Origin of the sequence: Pseudomonas sp. PA-7-1E, from assembly GCF_021605325.1 — a bacterium.
Classification (GTDB): domain Bacteria; phylum Pseudomonadota; class Gammaproteobacteria; order Pseudomonadales; family Pseudomonadaceae; genus Aquipseudomonas; species Aquipseudomonas fluorescens_BV.
In genome coordinates, this window is the sequence record NZ_WKFA01000047.1 from 1 (window position 1) to 25,334 (window position 25,334).

18 protein-coding genes and 1 pseudogene are annotated in these 25,334 nt (G+C 57.3%); 7 read left to right on the forward strand and 12 right to left on the reverse strand.

What is annotated here, in order from left to right; translation table 11 throughout:
• The 3 genes from GIW79_RS22665 to GIW79_RS22675 all read right to left on the reverse strand — a co-directional run.
• Positions 1-1,305, reverse strand: a 1,305-nt coding sequence (locus tag GIW79_RS22665; protein ID WP_236456560.1) for a UvrD-helicase domain-containing protein, incomplete at its 3' end; no start/stop codon positions are given.
• Positions 1,305-3,443, reverse strand: a complete 2,139-nt coding sequence (locus GIW79_RS22670; protein ID WP_203482185.1) for an ATP-dependent nuclease — start codon at positions 3,441-3,443, stop codon at positions 1,305-1,307. The genes GIW79_RS22670 and GIW79_RS22665, both read right to left, overlap by 1 nt.
• A 601-nt stretch (positions 3,444-4,044) precedes the next feature.
• Positions 4,045-6,009 carry an alkyl/aryl-sulfatase gene (locus GIW79_RS22675; protein ID WP_165563246.1) on the reverse strand — a complete coding sequence of 655 codons (1,965 nt, stop codon included), beginning with the start codon at positions 6,007-6,009 and terminating at the stop codon, positions 4,045-4,047.
• A gap of 92 nt (positions 6,010-6,101) precedes the next feature.
• Here GIW79_RS22675 and GIW79_RS22680 point away from each other — a divergent pair, with 92 nt between their 5' ends.
• The gene (locus tag GIW79_RS22680) at positions 6,102-7,049 is read left to right on the forward strand and encodes a LysR family transcriptional regulator (RefSeq protein WP_165563245.1); all 948 of its coding nucleotides are present in this window, start codon (positions 6,102-6,104) and stop codon (positions 7,047-7,049) included.
• A 94-nt stretch (positions 7,050-7,143) separates the two neighbouring features.
• Here GIW79_RS22680 and GIW79_RS22685 read toward each other — a convergent pair whose 3' ends face one another.
• From GIW79_RS22685 to GIW79_RS22705, 7 genes and pseudogenes are all read right to left on the reverse strand, one after another.
• Positions 7,144-7,425, reverse strand: coding sequence for a DUF1329 domain-containing protein (locus GIW79_RS22685; RefSeq protein WP_329605982.1), 282 nt, complete (start codon positions 7,423-7,425; stop codon positions 7,144-7,146).
• Between the two features lie 264 nt (positions 7,426-7,689).
• A pseudogene (locus tag GIW79_RS29880) lies at positions 7,690-7,863 on the reverse strand (IS110 family transposase); the annotation flags it as partial.
• A complete protein-coding gene (locus GIW79_RS29885) occupies positions 7,827-7,937 on the reverse strand; it encodes a DUF1329 domain-containing protein (RefSeq protein WP_236299173.1) in 111 nt (36 codons plus the stop codon). The gene GIW79_RS29885 and the pseudogene GIW79_RS29880, both read right to left, overlap by 37 nt.
• 645 nt (positions 7,938-8,582) lie before the next feature.
• Entirely contained in the window at positions 8,583-9,560 is a 978-nt protein-coding gene (locus tag GIW79_RS22690) for a DUF4113 domain-containing protein (protein WP_236299172.1), read from the reverse strand.
• Positions 9,561-10,162: 602 nt separating this feature from the next.
• Positions 10,163-10,870, reverse strand: a complete 708-nt coding sequence (locus GIW79_RS22695) for a Crp/Fnr family transcriptional regulator (RefSeq protein ID WP_003090707.1) — start codon at positions 10,868-10,870, stop codon at positions 10,163-10,165.
• Positions 10,871-10,951: 81 nt separating this feature from the next.
• Positions 10,952-11,524 carry a hypothetical protein gene (locus GIW79_RS22700; protein ID WP_021219115.1) on the reverse strand — a complete coding sequence of 191 codons (573 nt, stop codon included), beginning with the start codon at positions 11,522-11,524 and terminating at the stop codon, positions 10,952-10,954.
• A complete protein-coding gene (locus GIW79_RS22705; RefSeq protein ID WP_003090706.1) occupies positions 11,521-12,747 on the reverse strand; it encodes a sterol desaturase family protein in 1,227 nt (408 codons plus the stop codon). Before GIW79_RS22705 ends, GIW79_RS22700 begins: the two co-directional genes overlap by 4 nt.
• A 212-nt stretch (positions 12,748-12,959) precedes the next feature.
• Between GIW79_RS22705 and GIW79_RS22710 the strand changes: the two genes are divergently transcribed.
• From GIW79_RS22710 to GIW79_RS22735, 6 genes are all read left to right on the forward strand, one after another.
• Complete coding sequence (locus tag GIW79_RS22710; protein ID WP_021219117.1) at positions 12,960-13,652, forward strand: SDR family NAD(P)-dependent oxidoreductase; 693 nt, start codon at positions 12,960-12,962, stop codon at positions 13,650-13,652.
• Between the two features lie 411 nt (positions 13,653-14,063).
• Complete coding sequence (locus GIW79_RS22715; protein WP_024014384.1) at positions 14,064-15,443, forward strand: hypothetical protein; 1,380 nt, start codon at positions 14,064-14,066, stop codon at positions 15,441-15,443.
• A 441-nt stretch (positions 15,444-15,884) separates the two neighbouring features.
• Positions 15,885-17,765, forward strand: coding sequence for a DUF1302 domain-containing protein (locus tag GIW79_RS22720; RefSeq protein WP_228723543.1), 1,881 nt, complete (start codon positions 15,885-15,887; stop codon positions 17,763-17,765).
• Between the two features lie 15 nt (positions 17,766-17,780).
• The gene (locus GIW79_RS22725; protein ID WP_024014386.1) at positions 17,781-19,124 is read left to right on the forward strand and encodes a DUF1329 domain-containing protein; all 1,344 of its coding nucleotides are present in this window, start codon (positions 17,781-17,783) and stop codon (positions 19,122-19,124) included.
• 77 nt (positions 19,125-19,201) lie between these two features.
• Complete coding sequence (locus GIW79_RS22730; RefSeq protein ID WP_024014387.1) at positions 19,202-20,338, forward strand: YCF48-related protein; 1,137 nt, start codon at positions 19,202-19,204, stop codon at positions 20,336-20,338.
• Positions 20,335-22,701, forward strand: a complete 2,367-nt coding sequence (locus tag GIW79_RS22735; protein ID WP_024014388.1) for an efflux RND transporter permease subunit — start codon at positions 20,335-20,337, stop codon at positions 22,699-22,701. Before GIW79_RS22730 ends, GIW79_RS22735 begins: the two co-directional genes overlap by 4 nt.
• Before the next feature lie 18 nt (positions 22,702-22,719).
• On the opposite strand, the gene GIW79_RS22740 is transcribed toward GIW79_RS22735, so the two are convergent.
• On the reverse strand, positions 22,720-24,525 hold the full coding sequence (locus GIW79_RS22740) for a sensor histidine kinase (protein ID WP_024014389.1): 1,806 nt from the start codon (positions 24,523-24,525) through the stop codon (positions 22,720-22,722).
• Positions 24,522-25,226 carry a response regulator transcription factor gene (locus tag GIW79_RS22745; RefSeq protein ID WP_196644563.1) on the reverse strand — a complete coding sequence of 235 codons (705 nt, stop codon included), beginning with the start codon at positions 25,224-25,226 and terminating at the stop codon, positions 24,522-24,524. Before GIW79_RS22745 ends, GIW79_RS22740 begins: the two co-directional genes overlap by 4 nt.
• Between the last annotated feature and the right edge of the window lie 108 nt (positions 25,227-25,334).

The window sequence follows — 25,334 nt, forward strand, 5'->3', positions numbered from 1 at the left end:
AATGCAACCCCTGCGTCGCTGCGCTCCGACTGCCCGGCCGGATGGCCGTGGAACAGGTGGCCAGATGGCCGTGGAATGCCTGGCCAGATGAGAGCGGACTGGGTGGCCGGATGGCGTGGAATCCGCAGCAAGTCTCGACAGCTTGTACCAGAAGTTTTCGATGTCTCTGGCAAACGGCACCATACCTGGACCATCGAACTGGTAGTCAGGCATATTGACGACAAGCTGTCGGGTCATAGAGGCCAAATGGAGCCACTGCGGAGCAAGTACGCAAACCTCGCTCGGCGGTATTCCTAACGTCTCAACGTTGTGCCGAATGAGTCTGACAATTTCGTGTACCAGATCATCTCGGGTAACCCCACTGTCGTACGAAACAAGGCTCGGGTAGACGCGCCCGTCGCCTGCAGCCGCTATCGCCGTGTTGTACACATTGAAATTGCCGAAATAGTCGATGATGCGGCTGGACGACCGATAGTTCTGCGACAACTGCTGCTCAGCAATCCGAACTTCGGTCAGCCTCCTCAGCTCGCCAATTTCAATCGGGTAGCCACCCAACGAACCATAGATTGCCTGATTCGGGTCGCCCACCATGAAAAGCCGCGTGGCGCCTGCCCCCGCACGAAGAATTGACCCCAAAATACTGTACTGAATCTGCTTCGTATCCTGATACTCGTCGACAAGAATGAGTGCGAAGAGCTTCGACAACAGCACACTGATCGCCGGATTCAGGTCGATCAGCTGGCTGGCATGCCACAGGATCAGCTCAAAGTCTATTTGCCTGTTCTCGGCCAGAATCCTGAAATACTCAACCAAAACCCGATGAATGATTGCGTGCTTTCCCGCGTTCGGGCAGCCCAGGTAGTAGCCGTCGGTGGTGAAGAAATAATCGCAATCGTAGTGAGAGACTCGTTGAGATGCGTATGGCGCGCATAACCGCTCCAGCAACTTCTCTCGTTCATGCTGATCGATTACCCGGTACCCGTGCGCAAGCTCAGGCGCATAGATGCCATATGGTTTGATGATCCATTCCAGGCAGAAAGAGTGAATCGTGCCGATCCAGAGCCGCGACGTATCCACCCCGAGATCTTCAATGCGCTCCTGGATTTCGTCCGCCGCCCGGTGCGTGTAGGTGATGGCAACGATGAATTGCCTGTCCGACTCCAGGCGTGAGAGCTCGTATGCAATCTTGTAGGTCAGGGCCCTCGTCTTTCCGCTGCCAGGACATGCCACCAGAAACACACTTCCGGGCAGCAGGACCGCCTCGCTCTGCTCAGCGTTCAGCTCCCGGCTCGTCCAGGTGAACATCACTCCACGTCGGCCAGGATGGCGTGAATCTGGTCGTTGCGGAGCGCAGGTCCCATAGCTGCCTTGAGCGCCACTAGGTCAAGCGTGCCCTGCCTATAAGCGTTGAGCCGTGCTGTCGCAACATCTGCCACAGCCTGCGGGATGTCCCCTCCCGAAAGCGCGCACTTGACTCTGTAGCTGTAGATATTGAAGAAGAGCTCCACGGTCAAGCTCTCCCGCGCAAAGAAGATGGCCTTACTTATGTACCCGGGAAGGACCGTCTTGTGATTGATGTGCTCGCCAAGAAGAATCGCGAACCAGCCTTTGCCCTGATTCGCCGCCATCGTAAGCACTCGCCTGCCGTACTGTGCCTTGTCCCCCGACATAAGCTCCGCAATGGCGGTCGCCGTAGTGGCCGCTTGCGTATAGACAAGCGGTACAATCGAAGCCATTTGACGCCCATTGCCGGCTGAAATGAAGTCGACCTCCAGCGTGTGGTCTGCGTAGTGCACCGAGAGCCAATCGTTGCCATTCGCGAACGCATCGAGCGCAACCTTGCGTGCAGCACCAACCACTTGTGATGCTAGGCATTTCGCTTTGAACTTTGCTTCAGCTTCTGGCTCGCCGGGAATGGGGGTCGTGTCCACAATCGCTGCGTCCAGGTCGGTGATGATGCTGCAGCGCTTCCTGATTCTCGTGTCGTGGAAGAGGACCGCTACGTTCTGGAAACCCGTACTGCGAATGTTGATCAAACTGACTCCGAGCTCATCCAAGCTTAGGCCGACAACTTTCTTGAACAGAATCGGGATTAGGATTTCCTCTGCGTCACCCTCAACTAGGACAACGCTTTTGGCAAACAGTAGGTTGCTACGAACGGCGTCGAGATAGCGCTGAATATTCCCGATCTCGCTAGGCGACAGGCCTGTTGCCGGCTGATAGGCCTCGCATGCAACGCCGCGACGACCAAGAATGTTCACGTTCTGGACGCTGCTGACCTCAGAGATATGCGTTGAATGCGTTGAATAGATGATCTGAGTGTCGTCATAGGCAATGCGGTCAAAGAGCGTCTTTTGGATGTGGGTGTGGATATGTGCTTCTGGCTCCTCGATGACGAGAAAGTTCGCTATGGATTGGTGCGCCTTCTGATACTTGAACTCAAGCAGCTTCAGCGTCAGAAATATGAGGTTTGCGCCCCCCAGGCTCAGTTCGTGAATCCCGCCTTCGTAGCCCTCGGCCGACTCACCGACAAAGAGCTTGAGCGACTGAAAGAGCTTGTCCGCTTCGTCCGAAAGATCGGATTTGATCGACAGCGAACTCGGAGAGTAGGTCTCCCCTGCCGCATCTTTGATCGTGTCGCGAATGTCCGTCCGGACCGTTTGCACGTCCTCAAGTGCCTCAATCGAATTGTTCAACGCCAGCACTTGCGCCACTATCGGCGCCATTGTAGCGGGTGCTATCTCACCGCTCTTGCTCTTGAGCAGTGTGAGTAGTGGGTTCGTCCGATTGTTGTGGAACTCGGCGACGACGTCGCGGAGAGCCTGAATGAAGGTGAAGGAGACCTCCTTACTCACCGACAAGAACACAGGCAAACGCGATCCAATTCGAGGATCGTCAACCTCCCCGCTGAATACGCAGTTATCAAAGTCGCCCACAAGACTCTTGTAGACTACCTCGTTACCGAAGTTAGCCTCGCTCCTGCCAGTGAAGAGTGTCTCATAGTCAGCAATAGTTATGGCCTGTCGGATAGTGGCCAATCCGGCCAAATCGCCATCATCCAGACTTGCCAGCTTTAGGCGCACTTCTTTCTTCGGCCGAAAGATAAGGTTGTAGGTTGCCCGGCCAACGGCAGCATCCCCTATAACCCCAGCGCCATGCAGGAATAGCGCCTGGATTGCCTCGTCAGGCCCTATTTCATCGAATTCCAGGCTGATGATGATCCAGTGGCCCCGCCACTGCTCGAGTCCCCGGTGAAAGTCCGACTCATCCAGCTTGAACGCCGCGCGGACCATGTTGTCATCCAGCAGCAGGCGTATAGCGCGAAAGAGATTGGTCTTACCGGATCCATTCTCGCCAATGATCGTGTTAACGCCTTTGCTGAGCACGAGTGTCGTATTGGAAAAGTTGCGGTAGTTGACTACCGACAGTTTCGATATGTGCATGGCGCGATGTCCTCCCTGTATCCACTGCACTTCGCTACTGCAGGCTCCGCCCATGCTATCGAAACGCTACTCATGTTGAAACCTCGGGTTTGCCTTGTACCTCAGCGCTCGCTCGGTCGCCTTGCCTGCTCGTGCCTTATCGGTTCCAACTAGCAACGCTCGGGGCAACGCACCGAACTAGCATTGAGTCGCCGACATGACCTCCATCCCGCCCTCGGTCGCCTTCATCTACCTGGCTGTGGTCATCCACGGATGGAGCCGGCACGTGATCGGTTGATCGGGGACCGTTTTAGGCACAGCAGGCGGTCACGGAAGATAGTTTCAAAATTGCAAGTTGCCATCTGTGGAGTTTCTACTGCTCAACCTTCGCATCCTGCATGACCGACACAACGGAGAAAGTGAACAGCAAGCGTCAACTCACGGCTGAAAGCTGCTGATGGCGACAGGCAGCTCTTGGCCGAAAACCGCCTATCTGGACGGGCGGCTCTCGGCCAGGAGCGGTCCATCAGCATCAATACCGTGGTGTCCCCGATTGTTTTTTTACGGGTACGCACGAGCCCGCCACTCTGTCTCGGCGCAATTGCTTGGCGTAGTCCAAATACTACCGCGTGACAATAGGGAAGCGTCCGTCCGGCTTATCCAGCAAGCTGAAGAAGCGCCCCAAGGCCAGTGCATTGCCGTCGATCGACACCTGATCGGAACTGAGCAGGGCGCCGATACCGGCTTGCCCACTAATCATCTGCAAAAAGAGGTCCTTACTCAGGTTCAGGCTGGCGTCGGCCTCGGCGACTTCGTCTTCATCCAAGCGGCGGTGATGTAGCACGGCGTTCTCGATCCACAGGTGAAAGCGCGCGCCGCTGTCGGTGAAGTTGAGGTTGATACGCAGTGCGCTGTCGGCTGCCGCCGTGCCATCCAGCTTGGTGGCCATCACATCCAAGAAGCGCTCCGGCGCGGTGTGCTTGAGCATGTCGAGCATCATAACCGGCGTAAAACCCTCTTCCGGCAAGCCGTGACGCAGCTCATAGGCACCACTCAGGTAGAAGTTACGCCAGGGCGCCGATTCGGCCTGATAGCCCAGTTGCTCGAAGCTACGTGCTTGCAAGTCGCGGGCGGCCTGATTATCGGGGTTGACATACAGCAGATGCTTGCCCAGCTCCGCGGCCCAGCGGTAATCGCCCTCAGCATAGGCGTGTTCGGCGGCAGCCAGCAGCGGCTCGCTGCCCCCGGCCAGGGCCACGTACTTGGCGGCGGCAGCCACCGGCGGCAACGGGTCGAGGTTGGCCGGGTTGGCGTCAAACCAGCCCAGGTAAAACTGATAGATCGCACGCACGTTGTGCTTGAGAGTGCCGTAGTAGCCGTGCACGTGCAGGTGTTGGTCGAGGCTTGCCGGCAGACGCAACTGCTCGGCGATCTCCGGCGCAGTGAGCCCGGTATTCATCAGGCGCACAGTTTGGTCGTGCAGGTAGCGGTAGACATCACGCTGCGCAGTGAGAAACGCCTGGATGTTGTCCTGCCCCCACACCGGCCAGTGATGCTGGTTGAACAGCACTTCAGCCCCGGCGGCTTGCGCGCGGCTGGCGTCGATGTAGTTGGCCCATTGCAAGGCGTCACGCACTTTGGCGCCGCGCAGGGTGTAAAGGTTGTGCAGCGTTTGCGAGAGCAGCTCAGCGCCGCCAAAGGCTTTTAGCTCCGGAAGGCTGAAGGTCATCTCCGCCGGGGCTTCGGCCCCGGGTGTGCTGTAGAAGACAAAGCGCACGCCATCTACGTCCTGCTCCTGTTCGCGAGCGCTGATCAGTTGGGTGGGCGGCAGAATGCCCATGTGCCCGAAGGCAACCGCCTTGCCAAGGCCGTTGTCCACCAGGCCCTCGGCGCTGCGCGGCAGGCGTTGTCCGTACATGAAGGTGGCACGGCGGGCCATGGCTACGCCCATCATCAGGTTTTCGCTGGTGGCTTCTTCCATAAACCCAGCCGGGGCGATCACCGGCACCTGACGAGCTTTGGCGTCTTCGGCGCTGATTACGCCGAGGGCGCCTCCAAAGTGATCGACATGACTGTGGCTGAAGATCATTGCACTCACCGGGCGCGCGCCCAGATGTTGAGCAACGAAGTCCATGGCGAAGGCAGCGGTTTCCTGGCTGGTTAGCGGGTCGATGACAATCCAGCCGCTGGCGCCTTCGATCAGCGTCATGTTGGCTAGGTCGAAGCCGCGCAGCTGATAGATTTTGTCGCTGACTTTGAACAGCCCAACCTGGTTATTCAGCAGCGCTTGCCGCCACAGGCTGGGGTTGACGGTAGTGGGTGCCTCGCCTTGGACAAACGCAAAGCTATCGAAGTCCCAGATCACTTCGCCTTCGGCATCGCGAACCTGGCCCTGAGGCGTGGCAATCAGGCCGCGTCGTGCCTGGGCCAGGCCCTCGACATTGCTCAGGTCATAGTTCTGCGCGACCTCGGCCTGGGCAGCTTGAGTGCGTGGCGTGGCGGCGCTGTGGCTGGGCGCGGGGCTGTCGCTGCATGCACTGAGTAGCAACAAGGTGCTGGTTAACATCCAGCGAAAGGGCAGATTCATCGGCGTTCTCCAGAGAGTGTCTGGTCAGAGCATGGCGTGCGGCCTACTATGCGTCCAATGCAATTAACTAATTTTCTTGATGCGCGAAAAGCATGAATATAGAGCTCCGTCACCTGCGTCATGCCTTGGCCTTGGCCGAACATGGCAACTTTGCCCGCGCCGCAGAGGCGCTGCACCTCTCCCAGCCGGCGCTGACCCGCAGCCTGCAAGCGCTGGAAGCGCAGGTTGGCGAGCAGCTGTTTGATCGCAGCCACCGCGAAGTGACCCCCACTACGATGGGCGAGCTGCTGTTGCAGCATGCCCGGCAACTGCTGCTGCACGCCCAGGACTTGCAGCGTGACCTGCAATTGGCGCGCGGCTTGGAGCAAGGTGAGTTGCGTGTGGGAGTTGGTCCGTTTGCCGGCGCCGCTCTGGTTGCCCCGGTACTGGCCATTTTGAACCGCGCGCACCCCGGCGTGCATTTGGAGGTGGTGCTGGCACCCTGGCAAGAGTTGCCCGCACGTTTGCAGCGCCGCGAAATCGACCTGCTGGTCGCCGACTTGCACGAGATTGAAGGCGACCCCGGCTATGTTGTGCAGGCCCTCGGCGAGCACCACACGCTGCCGATGTGCCGTGCCGGTCATCCTCTGCTTGAACAAGCCGCTCCCAGCCTGGAGGCGCTGCTGCAGTATCCACTGGCGGGGCCCAACCTGCCCGAAGCCATTCGCGAGGAGTTGCTCAAGCGCCTACCTAATGCCTTGCAGAACACCTGGCGTGCGCAGTGGAAGCTGGCCATCACCTGCGACAGCTCGGCCATGCTCAAGCAGCTCTTGCAGGGTTGTGAGGCGCTGGCGATGTTGCCTTGGTTTATGGTGGAAGACGAGCTGCGGCGCGGCGACTTGCAGGCTTTGCACAGCCTCGACCTTGGGCTGCGCGGTCGCTTCGGGATTGCCCGCTTGCACGGCAGGCGCCTGTCACTGGCTGCACAGTGCTTTATCGAGGTGCTGCTGGCGCATGATGCGGCCGTACTCCAGCGTCAAGACGCTTGGCTGGCCCGTTAGGCGGGCATGGCACAGGTGGTCAACGTGCAGCAGATCGACGCCCGACGCTGAATGGTTGGCGAGCCAGCAGCCTGGCTCGCCGATGGCCAATATTTCAGTTCTTCCCGCCAAGGCGGCGCAGGGCATCTAGCTTGAAGTCCTGGTGCAGAGCTTCATGGCCGAAGCTGGCCTCATGCTTGACTTCGTTGCTCAGACCACTGATCAGGTAACGGCGAGACTGCAGGTCATGTATGGCCTCGGCGGTCATCCAGGACACCAGATCGTTGTAGAAGTTCATCTGGTAGGCCGCCGAAACTCTCCATAGCTCCCCACGGGCGTCATAGTGATCCGCCAGGGCAATCTGCCAGGTGTCCTCATCGATGAAGAAAGTCCGTATATGGACTCCCCCTCATTGCAAGCCCCCTTCGCTTTGGCGCCCGTGCCGACTGCACACGTATATTCGGCCTTTGATATCTGCATCGTTTCGATGCGGGCCATGATGGGCTATTCGCGCGCTGGCTCCCAATCGCTTCTACGTGCTTCTCGCACATGGACATTTGAGGGGTTTTCCAGCGCCGGTTCGACCGGTTTGCCATCGTTCAGGTTGCTTCGCAATCGTGGGTGACGGTTGCTGTATTGCCAGGTATTGCCTGTTTTCGGTTCAGGCTGCGGCCCGCTCCGGTTGGTAGGTGGTTCCATTACGCAGCATCGCCCAAGCCATGCGCGCTGTTTTGTTCGCCAGTGCAATTGCGGCCACATTTGAATGTGATCGCTCAGCAAGGCGGACGACCCACTGGCTCAGTCGATCATCCTTAGATTTGGCGGTTCGTAAGGCTTCTGATAGATGTGGCGCTGGCCCGGCTTGAGCTGGCCTTCTACCTCCCAGACCCGATGCCGCTCGTAACGCACAGGAACAATCGGGAACAATCGGGGACACAGTATTGATGCTGATGGGCCGCTCCTGGCCGATTTCTGCCTGTCGCGGCTGGCCAGGTCGAATGATCACTACAGGCAGGGTTCAACCACAAAGAGCTTAAAAGTGATCAAGAATACAGTGGCGATACCCAGCGATGTCTTGAGCATAACAGCACGACTCCTCGCTACAATGGCGTCACCCGCAATCGTTCTAAGGATCTCGCTTGACTGACACAAAATTCACAGAAGTCGAGATGCGGCGCGCACTCGGTCTAGACCCCGCTCCTTCGAAATCGAAGCAGCCAATACCCAAACAGCACTGCACCTTCACACTCGTTGAATTGAGCGTGCGCAAGAACGGTGGATCGCCATTCCGCTTCGAGCACCGCTCCCGCTCCATCAGTACACTCGCTGCCCAACTCGAGGCCGAGAAAGCAGCTCGGGAGAAAGGATATGAGGTCTGGGTCGTGTTGGATATCAGGCAGGTTTCATCATAGAGCCGCAACAGCCGCCAGTTAGTCCAGTCTCGCTGATTGCTCTGGGGCAATGAGCGCCTGAATCAACTAGAGCGAGTCAGTTCACACTCGGGCAGCTGTGGCCGGTTCCTGCCTCCCTTCCAGAGCAGGCCACCTCAAGCTCTTACTTTACCTTCCATAACTGATCAATCCGCGTCGTATAGCTCGGGCTCATCATCTCCCGTCGCATCCCCCACTCCGGTATCGCTGGCACTCCTCCAGGCCGCATCGTTCCCCGTCCCCATCGAGCATTGATCGCATCCATCACGCCCATCACCCGCTCGGCAGCCACCGGTGGTGTAGCGACGAACAGGTCCTCAGTGAACTCGCCACGCTGGCGCAGATCAAGCAATAGGATCTCCGCCTTGCTGAATGCAAAGCCTGCCCGGTAAATCAGTTCCAGCCCCTTGGAGGCAGCCTTGGTTACCAGTCGGGTATCGTCGGTGGGGTATGGCAGTTCGCAGATGATGCCCTTCAAGAGCTTAGGCTCATCCGGGTTGAACATGCCGGTGCGGATGCTCACTCGCACCCGCTTGCACAGTGAATGCTGCGCCCGCAGCTTCTCGCAGGCCCGCGCCGTGTAGGTGGCCACCGCTTCGCGGATAGGTTCGATCGCGCGCAGGCGCTTGCCGAACATGCGGCTGCAGCAGATCTCCTGTCGGGCCGGCGTGGCATCCTCCAGTTCGAGACATGGCGTGCCACGCAACTCCCTGGCGGTTTTCTCGATCACCACGCTGAAGCTCTTGCGCAGCAACCAGGTATCGGCCTGGGCCAGCTGCCAGGCCGTGCGGATGCCCATGCCGGCCAGGTGCTCTGTCATCTTCCGGCCGATGCCCCACACCTCGCTCACGTCCATACGTTGCAGCAGGCGGTCGCGGCGTGCCGGGTCGCGGATATCCACCACGCCGCCGGTCTGCCGTTGCCACTGCTTGGCGGCGTGGTTGGCCAGCTTGGCCAACGTCTTGGTGGTGGCGATGCCCACTCCGGTCGGGATGCCGGTGAGCTGCAGCACCTGGGCGCGGATCTGCCGGCCGAGTTGCTCGAGCGAGCCGGGCATGCCGCTGATGTCGGCGAACGCCTCATCAATGTAAAGGAAAGATATATGGGTATGGACATCGTTATGCCTTAGGCTACGTAACCCTCTCCACGAAACTACCAATGTCCATACATTCTTGTGTTTTTCAAGCGAAACGTCCTTGCGATGTCCATAGCTAGGACGATCCCATGCACAAAACGAAATTGCATCACCTAGACGCCTTCTGACTGAAAGCGCCTCCGCTGAGCGCAAAAGACAAGCCCGCCTGACCATGAGAGTGGCTGTGACCCGAGCGATGCAGCGAGCAACAATAATGACTCCAAAAGGGCGGCGAACAAGCCCATTGCTCTAAGCGATGTGTCGATTGCAATCGATCTGTGATTGCTGGCTAAAGCAAGATCATTTACGTGGCCTGCTTCTGGCCGACTCCGGCCCACCACAACAGGCAGAAATCGGCCAAAAGCAGTCTTTGATTGGTGACCAAGCGGCCCTCGTGCGGGGGCAGTTATTAGGCCCAAAGGTCTCTAGGAAAGCCGGGGCTATTGATAGGGCCGGTTCACCTCTAGCATTGTGGTCAGGTGGTACTGATGAAGTCAGGTGGTGAGTCCACTCATGATCAACAGCGATGCACTCGGCCCTGCGAAAATTACATCGAGATTAGTGCCGGCTCAGTTAGCCGCGTGCTCAGAAAGCCCAGCTGGATCAATTACTCGAATATGCCGAAAACCGATCTTAATCAGTCCCGCCTTTTCCAGTTGTTTTAGCAGCCCGTTGATAGTCTGGCGGGAAGAACCAAGTATGGAGGCTAAATCCGCCTGAGAAACATTCAAAATAACTTCCTCAGAGCCTGTTGCCGGTGGTTGCAGCAACAACAGTTCTGCTAAACCTGTACGCAGCCGTTGCAGCGGCACGATCATCTGGCCATCGGCAAAGTGCCGCATAAAAGCGGCATAGCGCTTGGCAATAAAAAGTGTAATTGCCTTGCAATAGAGAGGTTCCTCTTCAAGGATTCGCTCGAATTGCTGCAGAGGCAGCATTAGTAATTGCACATTGGTATCGGCGATCACAGCCACATCGGCCTTTTCGCCTGTAATCAGGGCGAGGAAGTTGAACCAAAATCCTCTCTCGCCAATCATATAAAGCTTCTCCTCACCCTCGAATAGCAGCCGCGAAACCCGCACGCGCCCCTCAAGCACTACTGAGGCTGCAGTCGGTCGGCTGCCTTGGGCAGTGATCACCTGCCCTTTGCGATAGTGGCGCAATACGGAAGACTGGATGATTTTGTCTTGCACTTCCCCCGGCAAGCTTGCGAACCAGTCATCTGCCTCGCGCAGGCGGTAGATTGTCTGATGGGCTGCGTCATCTATGTTTTGCATTTGGAAACCTTGGAAACATCGATGTTGGGTCTTAACCACATTCGACAGTTTACCAAGATATGGGATGCAGGGGAAGCCGAATTAACGGCTCGCAGCTAACAGCGGCACCACCCTATCCCGGTGCAGCAGCAGCAGGGCTAAAGACAGCAAGTAGTGCAGCCATTGGATGCCAGATAGCGGTCCGAGCATCTCTTCACCGGTTGCACCGGCCGCTAGACTAACGATGAACACTAGCGCCGCCCCGAGTGGCATTACCCGCCGCGTCACTAAGGCTGTGGCACAGATTAACAAGACAGAGCCAAGAGGCACCAGCATGCGCCAGGTGTCAAATCCCGACACGCTAATCACCACCCCGAAGCTCCCAACCAAGAGCGCGAAGCGCCCTGCGGCCGTGATGCGCTGAGCAACAGAGTCATCTGGCCAGCGCAGTGCAATGACCAGCAGCGGGAAACCTGCGCTGGCGGCAACCAGGCCGGTAAAGCGATGTGGGCCGGCGAACAACTCACCATACTGGTAATGCAGTGTACCAATCGCTGCCGCCAGGCCGATCAGGCCGCAACCAATGGCTAGAGCAGGGCGCTGGCGCAGCTGGACAAAGGCAATGGAAAAGGCAACCACAGCCAAGATCAAGTCGGAAATGGCATCGGCATTCATTGGGAAGTCCACAAAGCAGCAGGTTTGAAGGAAGTGCGGCTGAGCCATGCAGCGCTGCCTAGCATTACAACCAATAACATCAGCTTGAGTGCGATGGGCATACTAAAACCGAACCAGTCAGGTAGAGCAGCAAAGGCAATGCCCAGTCCTATGACACGGCACTGCTCAAAACGCCGTGCATTGGCACGTCCTTCCAATAGTGACGTGAGAGAGATTGCCGAAATGGCAAAGCCAGCGGCGTAGAGTGCCAGTAAGGTCTTCGGCAAGGTGTTGAGTAGCGTCAGAAAATGCATGAGGAACAACATTGCAAGCACCTGATGCACTACCGCATAGCGTTTGACCGCATCGGGTGTACACGGATCGTAATACTTAAACTGCGACGGCTCGTAAGGCTCGCTCGCCTCATCGTGCCAGCCACCAGGTGGTGCCAGCCAGACGCCAAGTTTAGCCCGCCAGCCCGGGGTGGCTTTGGATTTCTGCCAGAGCTCAATGTAGTAATGCATGTTGCCCCAGAATGGGTTAAGGCTCTGCAACGGTGTGCGCACGCCGTAGATGACCTTCTCGTCCTTGCGCTCCTCGGCGAAGGTACCGAATAGGCGATCCCAGAGAATCAGAATGCCCCCGTAGTTTGTGTCCATGCAGTAGTCATTTTGCCCATGATGGACGCGATGGTTTGAGGGTGTGACGAAGATGCGATCAAGCCAGCCCAAACGACCAATTACCTCGGTATGCACCCAGTACTGGTAAAGCAAGTCGATCAGCAACACCCCGGCAAACACGCTGGGCGGCACACCGGCCACTGCCATCGGTAGATAGAATATCCAGCCCAGAAGTGCGCTCGTCGAGGACTGGCGTATGGCTGTTGCCAGGTTGAAGTACTCGGAAGAGTGATGCGATACGTGCCCGGCCCACAGCAAGCCAATTTCATGGTTCATACGGTGATGCCAGTAGTAGAAAAAGTCGTAGGCCACAAGGGCTCCGACCCATACCCACAGGCTATCGCTAGGCAAGGTCGTGGCGCGGTAGGCTTCGAATACCAGAGTGTAAACGCCCAGTTTCGCCAACTTGGTGAACGCCCCAACCACCTGGCTCAATAGACCATATTGGTAGCTGCTGATGGCATCAGGTATGGAATACGCCGCTAGCCCGCGGCGGTGCGCCAGCCATGCTTCCAGCAAGGTGGTGGTTAAAAAAATCGGTATGGCAAACACGATCAGATTCATTGCGCGCGATCCTTTTCTCTCGACTCAAGAAAGTTGAGCGGCTGATGGCTTTCAGCGACTCAGCGACCAGGCAAGTTAGCACTCTTGACTGTGCCCACTTGTCGGCTCGGCGACAGGTTCTGCACGGCAATAGTGGCAACCTAGCTGACCACTCGTGCCGGGGCTCAGTGCTCAGTGCAGCCCTGGTGTAGTCCACTTCAAGGAGAATAAGCGTGAGTAAAGTAGTCGCAATTAGCGGTGGATTCGGTTGTCTAGGTATAGCGGTAGGCGAGGCGTTCGCGGCCAATGGTTGGCGGGTGGCCCTGATTGATCAGGCCAGCGTGCCGCGACCCCTGGCCGACACGGCGCGCTCTGAAAAACTGCTTATCGGCGCGGTCGATCTAACCGATCTGCACATGGCAAATTGTGCAATGCAGCAGGTGCAGCAGCATTTTCAAGGATTAGATGCGCTCATCAACGTGGCGGGTGGTTTTCGCTGGGAGACCATCGAGGGCGGCGATCTTGCGACCTGGGATTTGATGTATCAAATGAACGTGCGCACTGCCGCAACGGCTAGCATGGCCGCGCTGACACACCTGAAGAAAGCCGAAGCCGGGCGCATTATCAACATTGCAGCCGGAGCGGCCAGTAAGGCCAGCCTAGGCATGGGGGCCTATGCTGCAGCAAAGTCCGGGGTGATGCGCCTTACGGAGGCGTTGGCCGAAGAGTTGAAAGATCAGCGCATCACGGTCAATGCGATCATGCCATCGATCATCGATACCCCGCAGAACCGCCTCGATATGCCTGATGCGGATGCCACCCGCTGGGTTACGCCAGAGCAGGTCGCTAATGTGATCGTATTTTTAGCCTCTCAGGAGGCTAGTGCAATCACAGGTGCAGCTATCGCTGTAAATGGGCGGTGCTAATTTATTAGGCCGGCTGTCGACATAGCAGAGTGGCTGCCTAGAGCCGTTCTTCTCACCCAGGGTTCGCCCGATCCTAATGATCCTAATGATCCTAATGATCCTAATGATCCTAATGCGGCATGCGTGGCCTATGCGTGGGGAACTGACTGGTGTTGCCGGCGGAGAGCTAGCAGCCCTCGGTAGCAGGTCCCAAGTCCTTAGGGTCGACCACCACATACTTTGCCAAGGCGTGTGTCCGCAGCAGTTGTAAGCGACAACATTAGAAAAATACGCGCTAGAAAACCGCCCTATCCCTTGTGGTGCCCACACTATTTCGCTGCCTGGATACGGTATCCAAAATAAGGTTTGAATCCACCGATAAGGAGATGACCTTGAAGCCCTCATATTTGGCTAACGTCACAAGTTTTAGCGATGACCACTCTAATCCTGGCGGCCTCGCCTTCTCAGGCTAACTGGGATCAGGCGAATGCCTTCGAGGAAGGCCAGCAGCGTGTTGCCATCGGTAAGGATCCAATGCCAGGCCCTCGTTCGTGTTTTTGGCGCTACGGCCCGGTCAGTGGTGACCCCTACATCAACATCGCCTTCCCTGACGCCGGAACATTCTATTGGGGAGCAGCTTTCTCGGTGCCGAAGGGCGCGAAGCTGCATTTAGAGGGCAGTTTTCCGCATGCTCGCTATATGTCCCTAATCAGCTATGACCGTTTGGGTGCTCCTCTCGACTCAGTGGCCGACTACCTGATCGCGCCGAAGCCAGGTGCTAGCAACCCATATCTCTTCGGTGCAGACCGCAACAGTAAACAGCGCGGCTATAAAATCGAAGTGGTTAGCGAGCCGTTGAGCACTCCTATTCCATGGGGCGTTTACCAAGAAGCCAAGACCCGCGACAAGATCCATGCGCCTGGTCAAGCCGAAAACGGCCAGCAGCAACTGATTTATCGGATCTACGCAGGGGACAAAAATACCGACGAAACAGCAGGTTCCGGTCTGCCAACTCCGGTACTCACTCTCGCTGATGGCAAGGAGCTGCGCGGACAGGATGTTTGTGCCAGCTTGAGTAGCTTCCAGCCATTGTCGTTTGATCAGGCAGCCCTGGCGACCCCGCGTGAGTACCTCAATAAACTGACGGAGGTGGCCAAGGCGCGTGGCGGTCCGGCCATGCCGGCCAGTAACCCGCCGACCTGGAGCAAGAGTTCGGAAAGCATGTCGCGTTATGCCATTTACACCGGCGACAACACAGTGGCGAGTGGTACCAATAAGAAAGACGGGACCTTCTTTGCCAACCTCGACAACCAGTATGTGCGCACCTTTATCAACCGTAAGCACGGCGAGGTTTTCGTAATCCGCGCCAAAGCACCAACTACGCCAAAGACCTATAACGGCAACACCAAGTTTGAAGATGGTGATCTGCGCTACTGGTCGTGGTGCTCTCAGCAGGGCTACGCATCTGGTCGGGTCAATAAGTGTCTGTTCGATGAGCAGATTCCGGTGGACGCTAACGGCTACTACACCTTGGTACTTAGTCGCGAAAGTGACCGCCCACGCAATGCAATCAACGAGTGTGGTGTGTCCTGGTTGCCAATCGCGGATGTGGGCGACGGTACCGGTGATCCGGATCTGAGTTTCCTGGTTCTGCGCAACATGCTGGGCCGTGGTGAGTTCAAACACGCAGTGCAGAATATTAAGTCGCAAGAAACTATCCAGCAGGATATGGGCGACTACTTCCCGCGTGCTCGCTACACCACAGTTTCTTCGTTCGAGACGGCAGTTCCTTGCCAAGTAGAGAAACGTTAAGTGGCTTAAAACAATATAGCTTCTTGGTCGTCGGCGGGGTTCCTGATGTTTCCAGAGCCCTGTCGCGATTAGGCTGGCTGGCGATTAATTTAATTTTTTCGTGGATAATTAAAGCTTTCAAGTTGCTTGTTTTTTATTGCTGTTTTTTACGCGTAAAGATTTTTAATTTGAAATGAAAAAGCTGTTGGTAGTTGTCGATTACTTAATTCGTCACATAGCTCTAATGGTGTCTGGATTTTCGGTGAGACCTTGTGGGGTTAGTGATGGCTATTTCAGGTAAGTGTTCAAATGACGCATTTGGCGCTCGCTGGTAATAATGCTATTGGCAGCCGCTAGAGATATGTTTGATTCGTGTTTTTATAAGCAGCAAATTAATCTGGTGCGATATCCATAATCGCCGATTAAATAGAAGTAAATATAATAAAAATAGGAGGCTGTTTCGTGAGATTTGAAAGAAGTGAGTCCGGCCTGATTAATCCGTTGTTGTTGAAGATGACAGCTTGCATAACCCCGCTAGCGCTCATGATTTCACTGCAGGCTCAGGCGGGTGAGTTTGCATTAGGTGAAATCACGGGGCGCGCCAACGGTAGCATCAGTGTGGGTGGAATCTGGAATGCTGAGAAACCCGATTCAAACCTGATTTTTCAGGGTAATGCTGATCATATCGGCTACGGCTCGGCTGGTGAGTTCAACCCTTCAGGTGCGCGTAACGGTGATGACGGCCGCCTGAATTTTCGTAAGCGCAATTTGGTGTCTTCACCGATCACCCTATTGGCGGAAACCGAGTTGAACTGGCGTAATTATGGGGTCTTTCTGCGCGGTAAGGCCTGGTACGACTACACCTTGAACAACCGTGAGGTCGACCATGGCCATTCAGCCAATGGTTACCAGGTGGGTGCCAAGCTCAACGATAGCGGCTTCGACGATCTGGCCAAGTTCCAAGGCGTTGCCTTGCTGGATGCCTATGTATTTGGTGACTTCGAAGTCGGCGAGCGACCGTTGCACTTACGCGGCGGTAATCAGGTAATTAACTGGGGCGAGGGGTTGTTCTTCCAGAATGGCCTCAACTCGATCAACCCAGTGGATCTTGCCGCGTTACGCCGCCCGGGCTCTCAGTTGAAGGAAGCTCTACTCCCGGTGCCACTGCTCTTCGCCAACTTCGGTATCACCGACAGCCTCAACCTTGAGGTGTTTTACCAGTTGCAATGGCGTGAGACCGTTCTGGAAGGTTGCGGTACCTACTTTGCTAGCAACGACTTGATCCAGGATGGATGTTTCGGCTTGGCCAGGGGCGGTATTGCTGCCAACCCTAATGATGAGGCTGGTTATGCCAAGGGCCTCTATGTGCATCGGCTGGAGGACGACGAGCCATCTGACAGCGGTCAGTTTGGTATGGCCATGCGCTATTTCGCCGACAGCATAAGCACCGAGTTCGGCGCCTATGCCATGAATATCCATTCGCGCACCCCGCAGAACCGCGCGCGCACCGACTTGCGCCCTGCGGTTGGAGCGGGCTGGATCGCAGGTCAGGAGGCCACCAACGCCAAGTATTTCATGGCCTTCCCCGAGGACGTCCGCATCTTCGGTCTTAGTTTTTCCACCAGCCTCCTGGGTGCCTCAGTGTTCGGCGAGTACAGCTACCGTCCGAATCAGCCCGTGGGGCTTTCCCTCGGCGACACCATCCCGAGCACCTTCGGCAATCCCAATCTACTCATTCCCGGTGCACCGCTGGCAGGGGAGATGAAGGCTGCCGCCCCCGGCTCGCTGATCAATGGTTATGACCGCCTGGAGGTGTCGCAGCTGTCACTTGGGTTTATTAAGAGCTTCCCCCGAGTGTTGGGCGCGGATGGTCTTGATGTAACCGGTGAGGTCGCGATGAAGTACATGCATGACTTGCCGGCGCTGAGTGAGCGTCGTTACGGGAAAACCGAGGCATACGGCAGCAACATGGCTGATGGCCAGGGGATTGGTTCGCCAGGCTGCAACGCTGGGGTGCCAGAGCAAAGTTACAAAAAAATCGGTTGTAGCCGTGACGGCTTTGTCACGGACCTTTCCTGGGGCTATCGCCTGCGTGCCCAGTTGAATTATTCGGGTTTGCTGGCCGGGGTCAACGTATCGCCATTTATGACCTTCGGTCAGGACGTAAAGGGCTGGTCCCACGACGGTAACTTCGTCGAAGACCGACTGCTGGGTTCGCTGGGGGTAAGGGCTAGCTACAAGCAAAACTATTCGGCCGAACTGTCCTGGTCTGGTACCGGTAATACGCCGCTCGTAGTGACCGACCGTGATTTCGTCGCGTTCAACCTGCGCATGGGCTTCTGATCTCGAGGTAATCCAATGAACAAGAATCTTCTCTCCGCTGCCATTCTCGGCACCCTTCTCAGCCTAACCAGTGCAACGGCCCTGGCCAAGCTGGATGCCAGTGAAATTGCCCGCTTGGGCCAAGACCTGACGCCCACCGGCGCCGAGCAAGCGGGCAATGCCGACGGCAGCATTCCTGCCTGGAGCGGTGGCCTTACCCAGCCGCCGGCCGGTTACAGTGCGGCCAAGGGTTATATCGATCCCTTCGCGAATGAACAACCGTTGTACACCGTTACAGCGGCCAACATGGCGCAATATGCCGACCGGTTGATGCCAGGGTACAAGGCGCTGCTGGCGAAGTTTCCCAGCTACAAGCTGAACGTCTATCCGAGTCATCGCACTGCTGCGCTGCCCCAGCACGAGTACGAGCTGATCCGCGAAGAGGCCGCTAAGCTCGAGCTTAACGGCGATAGCATGGTCAACTATCAGAAAACCTCGGTGCCTTTTCCTATTCCCAAGTCGGGTCTGGAGGCCATGTGGAACCACCTGACGCGCTATCGTACCGGTGGCTTTCTCGATTACCCGACTGAAATGGTGGTGCAGGCCAACGGCTCATTTACTCCGGTGCGCCGAATGCGAAAATTTGCCATGGCCTCAAGCATGACCAACCCGGAGCCGAACCGGCTGTACTATTTCTGGAATAGCGTTACCTCCCCAGAAAGTATCGCCGGCAGCCAGACTCTGGTGCATGAGCCACTCGACCAAACCAAGGAGTCCCGGCTGGCCTGGCAGTACAACCCAGGGCAGCGGCGCGTGCTGCGCGCGCCCGAGTTCTCTTATGACACGCCGCCAGGTGCCTCCGATGGCTTGCGTACCAACGACTCAGCTGACATGTACAACGGCGCGCCCGACAAGTACGACTGGAAGCTGGTAGGCAAAAAAGAAATGCTTGTGCCTTACAACACTTACAAGCTGGCCGATACTTCGCTGAAGTACGAGCAGATCATTCAGCCCAACCACTTCAACCAGGACCTACTGCGCTACGAGCCACATCGCGTCTGGGTGGTCGAGGCCACGCTGAAGCCGGGTGAGCGGCATATCTACGCCAAGCGGGTCTTCTATCTCGACGAGGACAGCTGGAGCATCCTGGCCTCGGACATTTATGACAGTCGTGGCGAACTTTGGCGCTTTCATGAGGCCCACGCGTTGCAGCGCTACGACATTTTGTCCAGTTTTCATATAAGTGAGGTTTCCTACGACCTGCAGGCACGCCGTTACCTAGTGGTTAACCTGCAGAACCAGGAGATCCCAATCAAGTTCAACGTTCCGGCGAACTTGAAAGATTTTAGTCCCTCGGCTCTGCGTCGCAGCGGCCGCTGATTAACTGTTTACTCCGTGGTCTTTGGGTGGAAAGCGGTTAGCGCTTTCCCCCTTTTTTACTTTCTGAGACGCTGGCCATGAAAAAATACAACCAACCAGCGCTGAGGTTGCTCTGCCTGTTGTCTGTCGGCCTGGCGGCCTTGCCGCTCAGCGCCGCGCCACTGGTCGATCGCCTTGAGCGCGCCGCCCGAATTTCCCCCTTAGCCAGCGAGTCGCCCCTCACCGATGGGCAGTTGGTCGGCGATTATCTGGTGACGGTGGGGGGCAGCGGCCACGTGCTGTTGCGCTCGCCCTCCGGCGAGATCCAGCAGGCACAAGTGCCGGTCGATGTTCTGCTGACCTCGGTGCATTTCCCCGATGCCAACAACGGCTGGGCCGTCGGCCATGACGGTGTGGTCCTGCATAGCACCGATGGCGGCAAGACCTGGAGCAAGCAACTCGACGGCAGTGCCATAAGCGCTTTGATGTTGAAGTGGGCCGAGGCCGAGATGGCGCGTTTGGAATTAGCCAGTGCGGCGGCGCCAGACGACGAGGCGCTGCATACCGAGTTGGAGAATGTCATCTTCGCCTTCGATGATGCTAAAGCCGGTATCGAGTCAGGCCCGGCACGCCCGCTGCTGGATGTGTGGTTCCGCGATGCGCAGCAAGGCTGGGCGGTTGGTGCCTATGGGATCCTTGTGCATACCCGCGATGGCGGGAAAAGCTGGGAATTTGTCTCGACCCTGGAAAACCCCGAGCGTTTGCACTTCAATGCGGTCCTCGGTCTGCGCGACGGCAGTCTAGTGGTCGCCGGCGAAGGCGGGCGTCTGTACCGCTCTAGTGATGACGGCCAGCACTGGACAGTGATCACGCCAATGAGCCCGGCCTCGCTGTACAAACTGCAGCAGCTGAGCGATGGCCGCCTACTGGCCTTGGGCTTCGGCGGTACCTTGCTGGCCAGCCAGGATCAGGGCCTGAGCTGGCAGGTCATCCCGCTGCCGGTGCGCGCGGGTCTGTACGGCGCCGCACAACTGGCGGACGGCAGCTTGCTGCTGACCGGGCAAGGTGGCGTGGTGCTGTACAGCACCGATGGCCAGCAGTTCAAAGTTTGGCAGGCGGCCGCTAAGGCGCCTTGGCTCGGCGTGGCGCAAGTGTCTGCCGAGCAACTGGCGCTGATTGGTAGCGCCGGCCTCATCACCATGCCCTTGGCAGAGCTCAAGGAGCAGCTGCAATGAATGCCAAACTGAACGACGGGTCTAGCCCGCAACTTGAGACCAGCGCTTTGCAGCGGCTGGTTGGTTTCACCGAACGTGCACTGTTTCGCAATCGCGTGGTGGTGCTTCTGTTCTTCTTGGTCCTTTCGCTGTTGCTCGGCTACCAGGCCCTGGGCTTGCGCCCAGACGCCAGCTTCAGCCGGATGATCCCGACCGGCCACCCGTTTATCCAGAACTACCTGCAGTTTGAGAGCGTGCTCCGGCCGCAGAGTAACGTGCTGCGCGTGGTGGTGGAAAACCCCAAGGGCGACATTGTCAGCAAGGAGTTCCTTGAGACTCTGCGCGAGGTCAACGATAGGATTTTCTACATCCCTGGCGTCGATCGCGGCAATTTGAAATCGCTGTGGACCCCTAACGCGCTCTGGGCTGAAGTCACCACCGAAGGCTTGCGCGCCGGCCGGGTGATTCCCGACACCTACGACGGGAGCCCAGAGGCGTTGGCACAGGTGCGGCAGAACATCCAGCGCGCCAACATGCTCGGCAGCTTCGTCGCCAACGACTTCAAGTCGGCGGTGATCCGGGTGCCACTGCTGGAGATGAACCCAGAGACCGGCGAGCCGCTGGACTACGGTGCCTTTACCCAAGCGCTGGAAAAGCAGGTGCGCGAGCATTTCGGTGTACAGGGCGTGAATATCCGCGTGATCGGCTTCGCCCAGATCATCGGTGATCTGCTGGCCGCTGCCACCGACATCGCGCTGTTCTTCGCTATCACAGTCGGCCTGATTAGCCTGATGCTCTATCTCTATTGCCGCTGCTGGCGCAGTACCGCAGTAACCGTGGTGACTTGCCTGCTCACCGTGGCTTGTCAGCTTGGCCTGTTGCACCTTTTCGGTTTCGGTCTGGACCCATACTCGATCTTGGTGCCGTTCCTGATCTTCGCCATAGGCATCAGCCACGCGGTGCAGAACATTAACCTGATGATGAGCGCGATGGGGCATGGCGCCACGCCGCTGGTTGCCGCGCAACACACCTTCCGCGCCCTATTCATTCCTGGCACCACGGCGCTGCTGGCCGATGCGGTGGGGTTTATCACCTTGTTGGTGATCGACATTGGTGTGATCCAGCAGCTGGCAATCACCGCCAGCATTGGCGTGTTCGTCGCCATTTTTACCAAGATGTTCCTGCTGCCGGTGCTGATGTCCTACGCCGGCATCAGTCCGCGCGGCTTGCGTGAGCAGGAAAAGCGAGCCAATTCGTCCTGGCCTATCTTCCGCCGCCTGTCGGCCGTGGTCGAACCGCGCGTGGCGCTGCCGCTGATCGCCCTCAGCGTGATGCTGCTCGGCGTCGGCTACTACGCCCGTCAAGATCTGAAAATTGGAGACCTGGACAAGGGCGCACCGGAGTTCCGTCCGGAAGCGCGCTACAACCAGGACAACGCTTACTTGCTCAAGCACTACAGCACCAGCACTGATGTTTATGTAGTGATGTTCAAGACACCGGCTGAACAGTGCGCACGCTTCGCCGCTGCCGACCTGGCCAACCAGTTCGAACAGAGCATGCGTGAAGTCAAAGGTGTGGAATCGGTGCAGTCGCTCTATCGCACCATGCGCTTCAACATCCTTGCGCGCAATGAGGGCAACCCGAAGTGGGCCGAACTGTCGCGCGATCAGTTCGTGATGAACAATGCCCGCTCAGGTGTCGCTGCCGAGTTCGTCGACCCCAACTGCAGCGTGGCGCCAATCAGCCTGTATCTGAGTGACCACAAGGCCGAGACGCTGACCCGGGTGGTCAGCGCGGTCGAGGCCTTCAGCAAGCAGTACGACACAGGAGACTTCGAGATCCTCCAGGCGGCAGGTAATGCCGGCATTGAGGCGGCGACTAACATCGTCATCGAGCAGTCCGAGAAGCTGATGCTGCTCCTGGTGTTTGTGATCATCTCGCTAGTGGTCTGGTGGGAGTTTAATTCGATCAAAGTGACCATCGCCTTGATGGCGCCGCTGTACCTGTCAACCGTGCTGTGCGAAGCGGTGATGGCGCAGATGGGCCTGGGAGTGAAGATCGCCACGCTACCGGTGATTGCCCTCGGCGTCGGCATCGGTGTCGACTATGGCATCTACCTGTACAGTCGCATGGAAGGCTTTCTGCACCAGGGCCTGAAATTCCGTGCGGCGTTCTTTGAAGCGTTGAAAACTACCGGCACCTCGGTGGCCTTCACTGGCATCACTCTGGCCATGGGTGTAGCCACCTGGTCGTTCTCGGCACTGAAGTTCCAGGCCGACATGGGCCTGCTGCTGGTGTTGCTCTTCATCTGGAACATGGTAGGTGCACTGGTTTTGTTGCCGGCCATCGCCTCGATGCTGATGTGCAATAAAGAAACTCGCTGAAACTGAAAGCCTCTAGCTTTAGGACATGTTAGAGGCTCGCTTATGGTGCTTCGGAAGCAGCTGTAGCGCGCTATTTTTCGCCATCCCCTGGACATTGTCCTTCGCGCAGGGGATTCGCCCGACGACGCTCAAACCACCTGTTGAGGAGATGCTGATTTCGAGCTCTCCTCCTATCGCCAGCATGCGCGAGCGCATGCTGGCGATCCCTTGGCCTTCATTGAGATTCAGCGGGTGCCTGTTGCTGCAGCCGCTGTCCACCACAGCGAACGAAATCCCATCCCGTTCTTGGCGCAATGTAACTTTCGCCGTTGCCCCTGCTCCTGCATGTTTAGCTGCGTTCTGTAGGGCTTCGACACAGCAGAAGTAAATTGCTCGTTCGGCGAGCGGGCTTTCGCGTCTCGGTGCTTGAAAGTCCGTGACTACTGGCAAGCCCGCATTATTGGCGGCCTCTCCCAAGGCTGCTGCCAGTCCTCGCTCAGCCAGTAGTGGCGGAGTAAGGCCATGTGCCAGCGTACGCAGTTCGGTGATGGCGGCATCAATGTCCGTTGCCATTTCCACTAGCAGTGCATCCGCTCGGCTCGGATCGCTATCGACCAGGCGTCTGGTCACGCTGATCTTCATACGCAGCGCGAGTAAGCGTTGCTGTGCACCATCGTGTAGGTCTTGTTCAAGCCGGCGGCGCTCCTCTTCCGCGACAGTTTCAGAATGGGCATGGGCACCGGCCAAGGCAGATTCGAATTGCCAATTGACGATGGCGTTATGGATCGAGCTAACAACTGCCTCCAGCAACATCGGCTCTTCCAACAAGGCGCGGTTATGAATCAGGATTGCGCTAGGTTGGTCATTGAGGTCATGCAGTACGCGTACGGCTTGCTCCTTGGCACTTGGTTCGGGTAACGGCACGACTTGTTGGGATGAGTTAATCCAGCGCCCAGTGTTTGGCTCCCAAATACCTAGCTCCAGTGATGGGTCATCCAGAGCATTCGCCATCATGGTTTTCAGGCCTTGCAGGTTCGGCCGGCGCCTTAATCCGGTCACTAACCGATGTAGCGCTTGGGCGGTGTAGAGCCGGCTGCGCAGCAAGCCCAAGGCAATAGCTAACGGAACGGCCCAGAAGGTAAAGGTAAGCAACAACAAGCCAGTCCCGGTTGTCAGGAAAAACGCCATGCATAGCGTGCGGGCGACAGAGGCGAGTAGTACGGGGGCGAGCGAGCGACGCATCAGTGTGGAGGCCTGTCGCAGTCGCTGTAGCAAGTACAGGCTGGTCGCGATCAGGATGCCTGTGTTGACGATGCGAAAGGCATTCAGCAGGAGGTTGGACCAGGTAGGGTGGTCGGCAATAAACAGTAAATTGTCCTGGCACACGTCAGTGCAGGAGGGCAGTGGGCCGAAGCGCGGCACGTGCGGAGTCAGCATCACGCTGGGTAGCCATAGCAAGGCAATAGCAGCGATAGCTGCGCCAATCAGCATACCCTCACGTCGGTCGGTGATGCGCCCAGTCGGGAAGGTCAGCACCACCCACACCAGCAGCGCTTCAGCACAGGGGCGAACGGTTCTGCCAATCGTATAGAGCAGATCATTGGTCGAATAAATTAGGGGATGAAGCGCGTAAGCTACAGCGAGCATTCCGAGCAATATCCAGAGCGGGCGTTGTGGGTAGCGGGCGCGCACGGTCATCGCCACGCCGGAAACCAACATCACGCCAACGCCGGCCATCAAGGCGTCGATTATTCGTGTCGAGCCCGCGCCTGTCGCCATGATCCCGGCAACTATGGTTACCGTGCCTCCACCGAGGATAGCGAGCCAGGGTTTTAGGCTTTTCATTGGCCGTTACGTGATAAATAAAGCAGCGTCGCTTGTACCCGGCGGCTGATGCTTTCGTCGTTGGCCAAGCCAAGGCGGCCGAAAATCTCGCTTATATGTTTTTCCACCGCCCGCTGGGTTACTCCCCTGTCGCGCGCAATGGCAAGGTTGCTCTTACCTGTCGCAAGGTCGGCCATGATTTCCCGCTGGCGTGGTGTTAGCTCTTCTAAGGGGGAGCGCTGGTGCTTGCGCGACAGCAGGGATTCAATTAGTTGCGTATCAATTCGACACTCACCAGTTGCAACCGCATGAATGGTAGACACCAGATGATCGAGGTCGTGAATACGATCCTTTAACAGGTATCCACGCCCAGATGCCCCTTTCTCCAGTAGCTCGGTTGCATACTGTGAGCTGCCATGTTGGCTCAGCACGATTACGCCTATATCCGGATGGCTCTGGCGCAGATGTTCTGCTACTCGCATGCCCTCATCCGTTTGCGTAGGCGGCATGCGGATGTCTGTCATGACAACCTGTGGTGGATTTGCTTCTACCGCTGCAAGCAGCGCGGTTGGGTCAGCATAAAGCCCGACTACACGAACTCTTGGAGACTGGGCAAGAATCTGCGACAAGCCCTCGCGAATAAGGTAGCTATCGTCGGCAATTGCCACGCTGATAGGAGGTGCCGAAAAAGTGACATTGTCAGAACTGTGCATCGCGTTCATGAAGTTAAACGACCAGTATTATTGTAGGTATTTGGTTGATCCTATCAGATGCCTGAAGATGCTCTATGAAAAGCATAATGTCTGCTTTTTTCCCGCATCTTCCTGTCA

What these genes read in the sequence shown, in the direction of transcription:
- GIW79_RS22670 (WP_203482185.1), bottom strand. Translation starts at nt 3,443, where the DNA reads ATGCACATATCGAAACTGTCGGTAGTCAACTACCGCAACTTTTCCAAT.
- GIW79_RS22675 (WP_165563246.1), bottom strand. Translation starts at nt 6,009, where the DNA reads ATGAATCTGCCCTTTCGCTGGATGTTAACCAGCACCTTGTTGCTACTC.
- GIW79_RS22680 (WP_165563245.1), top strand. Translation starts at nt 6,102, where the DNA reads ATGAATATAGAGCTCCGTCACCTGCGTCATGCCTTGGCCTTGGCCGAA.
- GIW79_RS22695 (WP_003090707.1), bottom strand. Translation starts at nt 10,870, where the DNA reads ATGCAAAACATAGATGACGCAGCCCATCAGACAATCTACCGCCTGCGC.
- GIW79_RS22700 (WP_021219115.1), bottom strand. Translation starts at nt 11,524, where the DNA reads ATGAATGCCGATGCCATTTCCGACTTGATCTTGGCTGTGGTTGCCTTT.
- GIW79_RS22705 (WP_003090706.1), bottom strand. Translation starts at nt 12,747, where the DNA reads ATGAATCTGATCGTGTTTGCCATACCGATTTTTTTAACCACCACCTTG.
- GIW79_RS22715 (WP_024014384.1), top strand. Translation starts at nt 14,064, where the DNA reads ATGACCACTCTAATCCTGGCGGCCTCGCCTTCTCAGGCTAACTGGGAT.
- GIW79_RS22725 (WP_024014386.1), top strand. Translation starts at nt 17,781, where the DNA reads ATGAACAAGAATCTTCTCTCCGCTGCCATTCTCGGCACCCTTCTCAGC.
- GIW79_RS22730 (WP_024014387.1), top strand. Translation starts at nt 19,202, where the DNA reads ATGAAAAAATACAACCAACCAGCGCTGAGGTTGCTCTGCCTGTTGTCT.
- GIW79_RS22735 (WP_024014388.1), top strand. Translation starts at nt 20,335, where the DNA reads ATGAATGCCAAACTGAACGACGGGTCTAGCCCGCAACTTGAGACCAGC.
- GIW79_RS22740 (WP_024014389.1), bottom strand. Translation starts at nt 24,525, where the DNA reads ATGAAAAGCCTAAAACCCTGGCTCGCTATCCTCGGTGGAGGCACGGTA.
- GIW79_RS22745 (WP_196644563.1), bottom strand. Translation starts at nt 25,226, where the DNA reads ATGAACGCGATGCACAGTTCTGACAATGTCACTTTTTCGGCACCTCCT.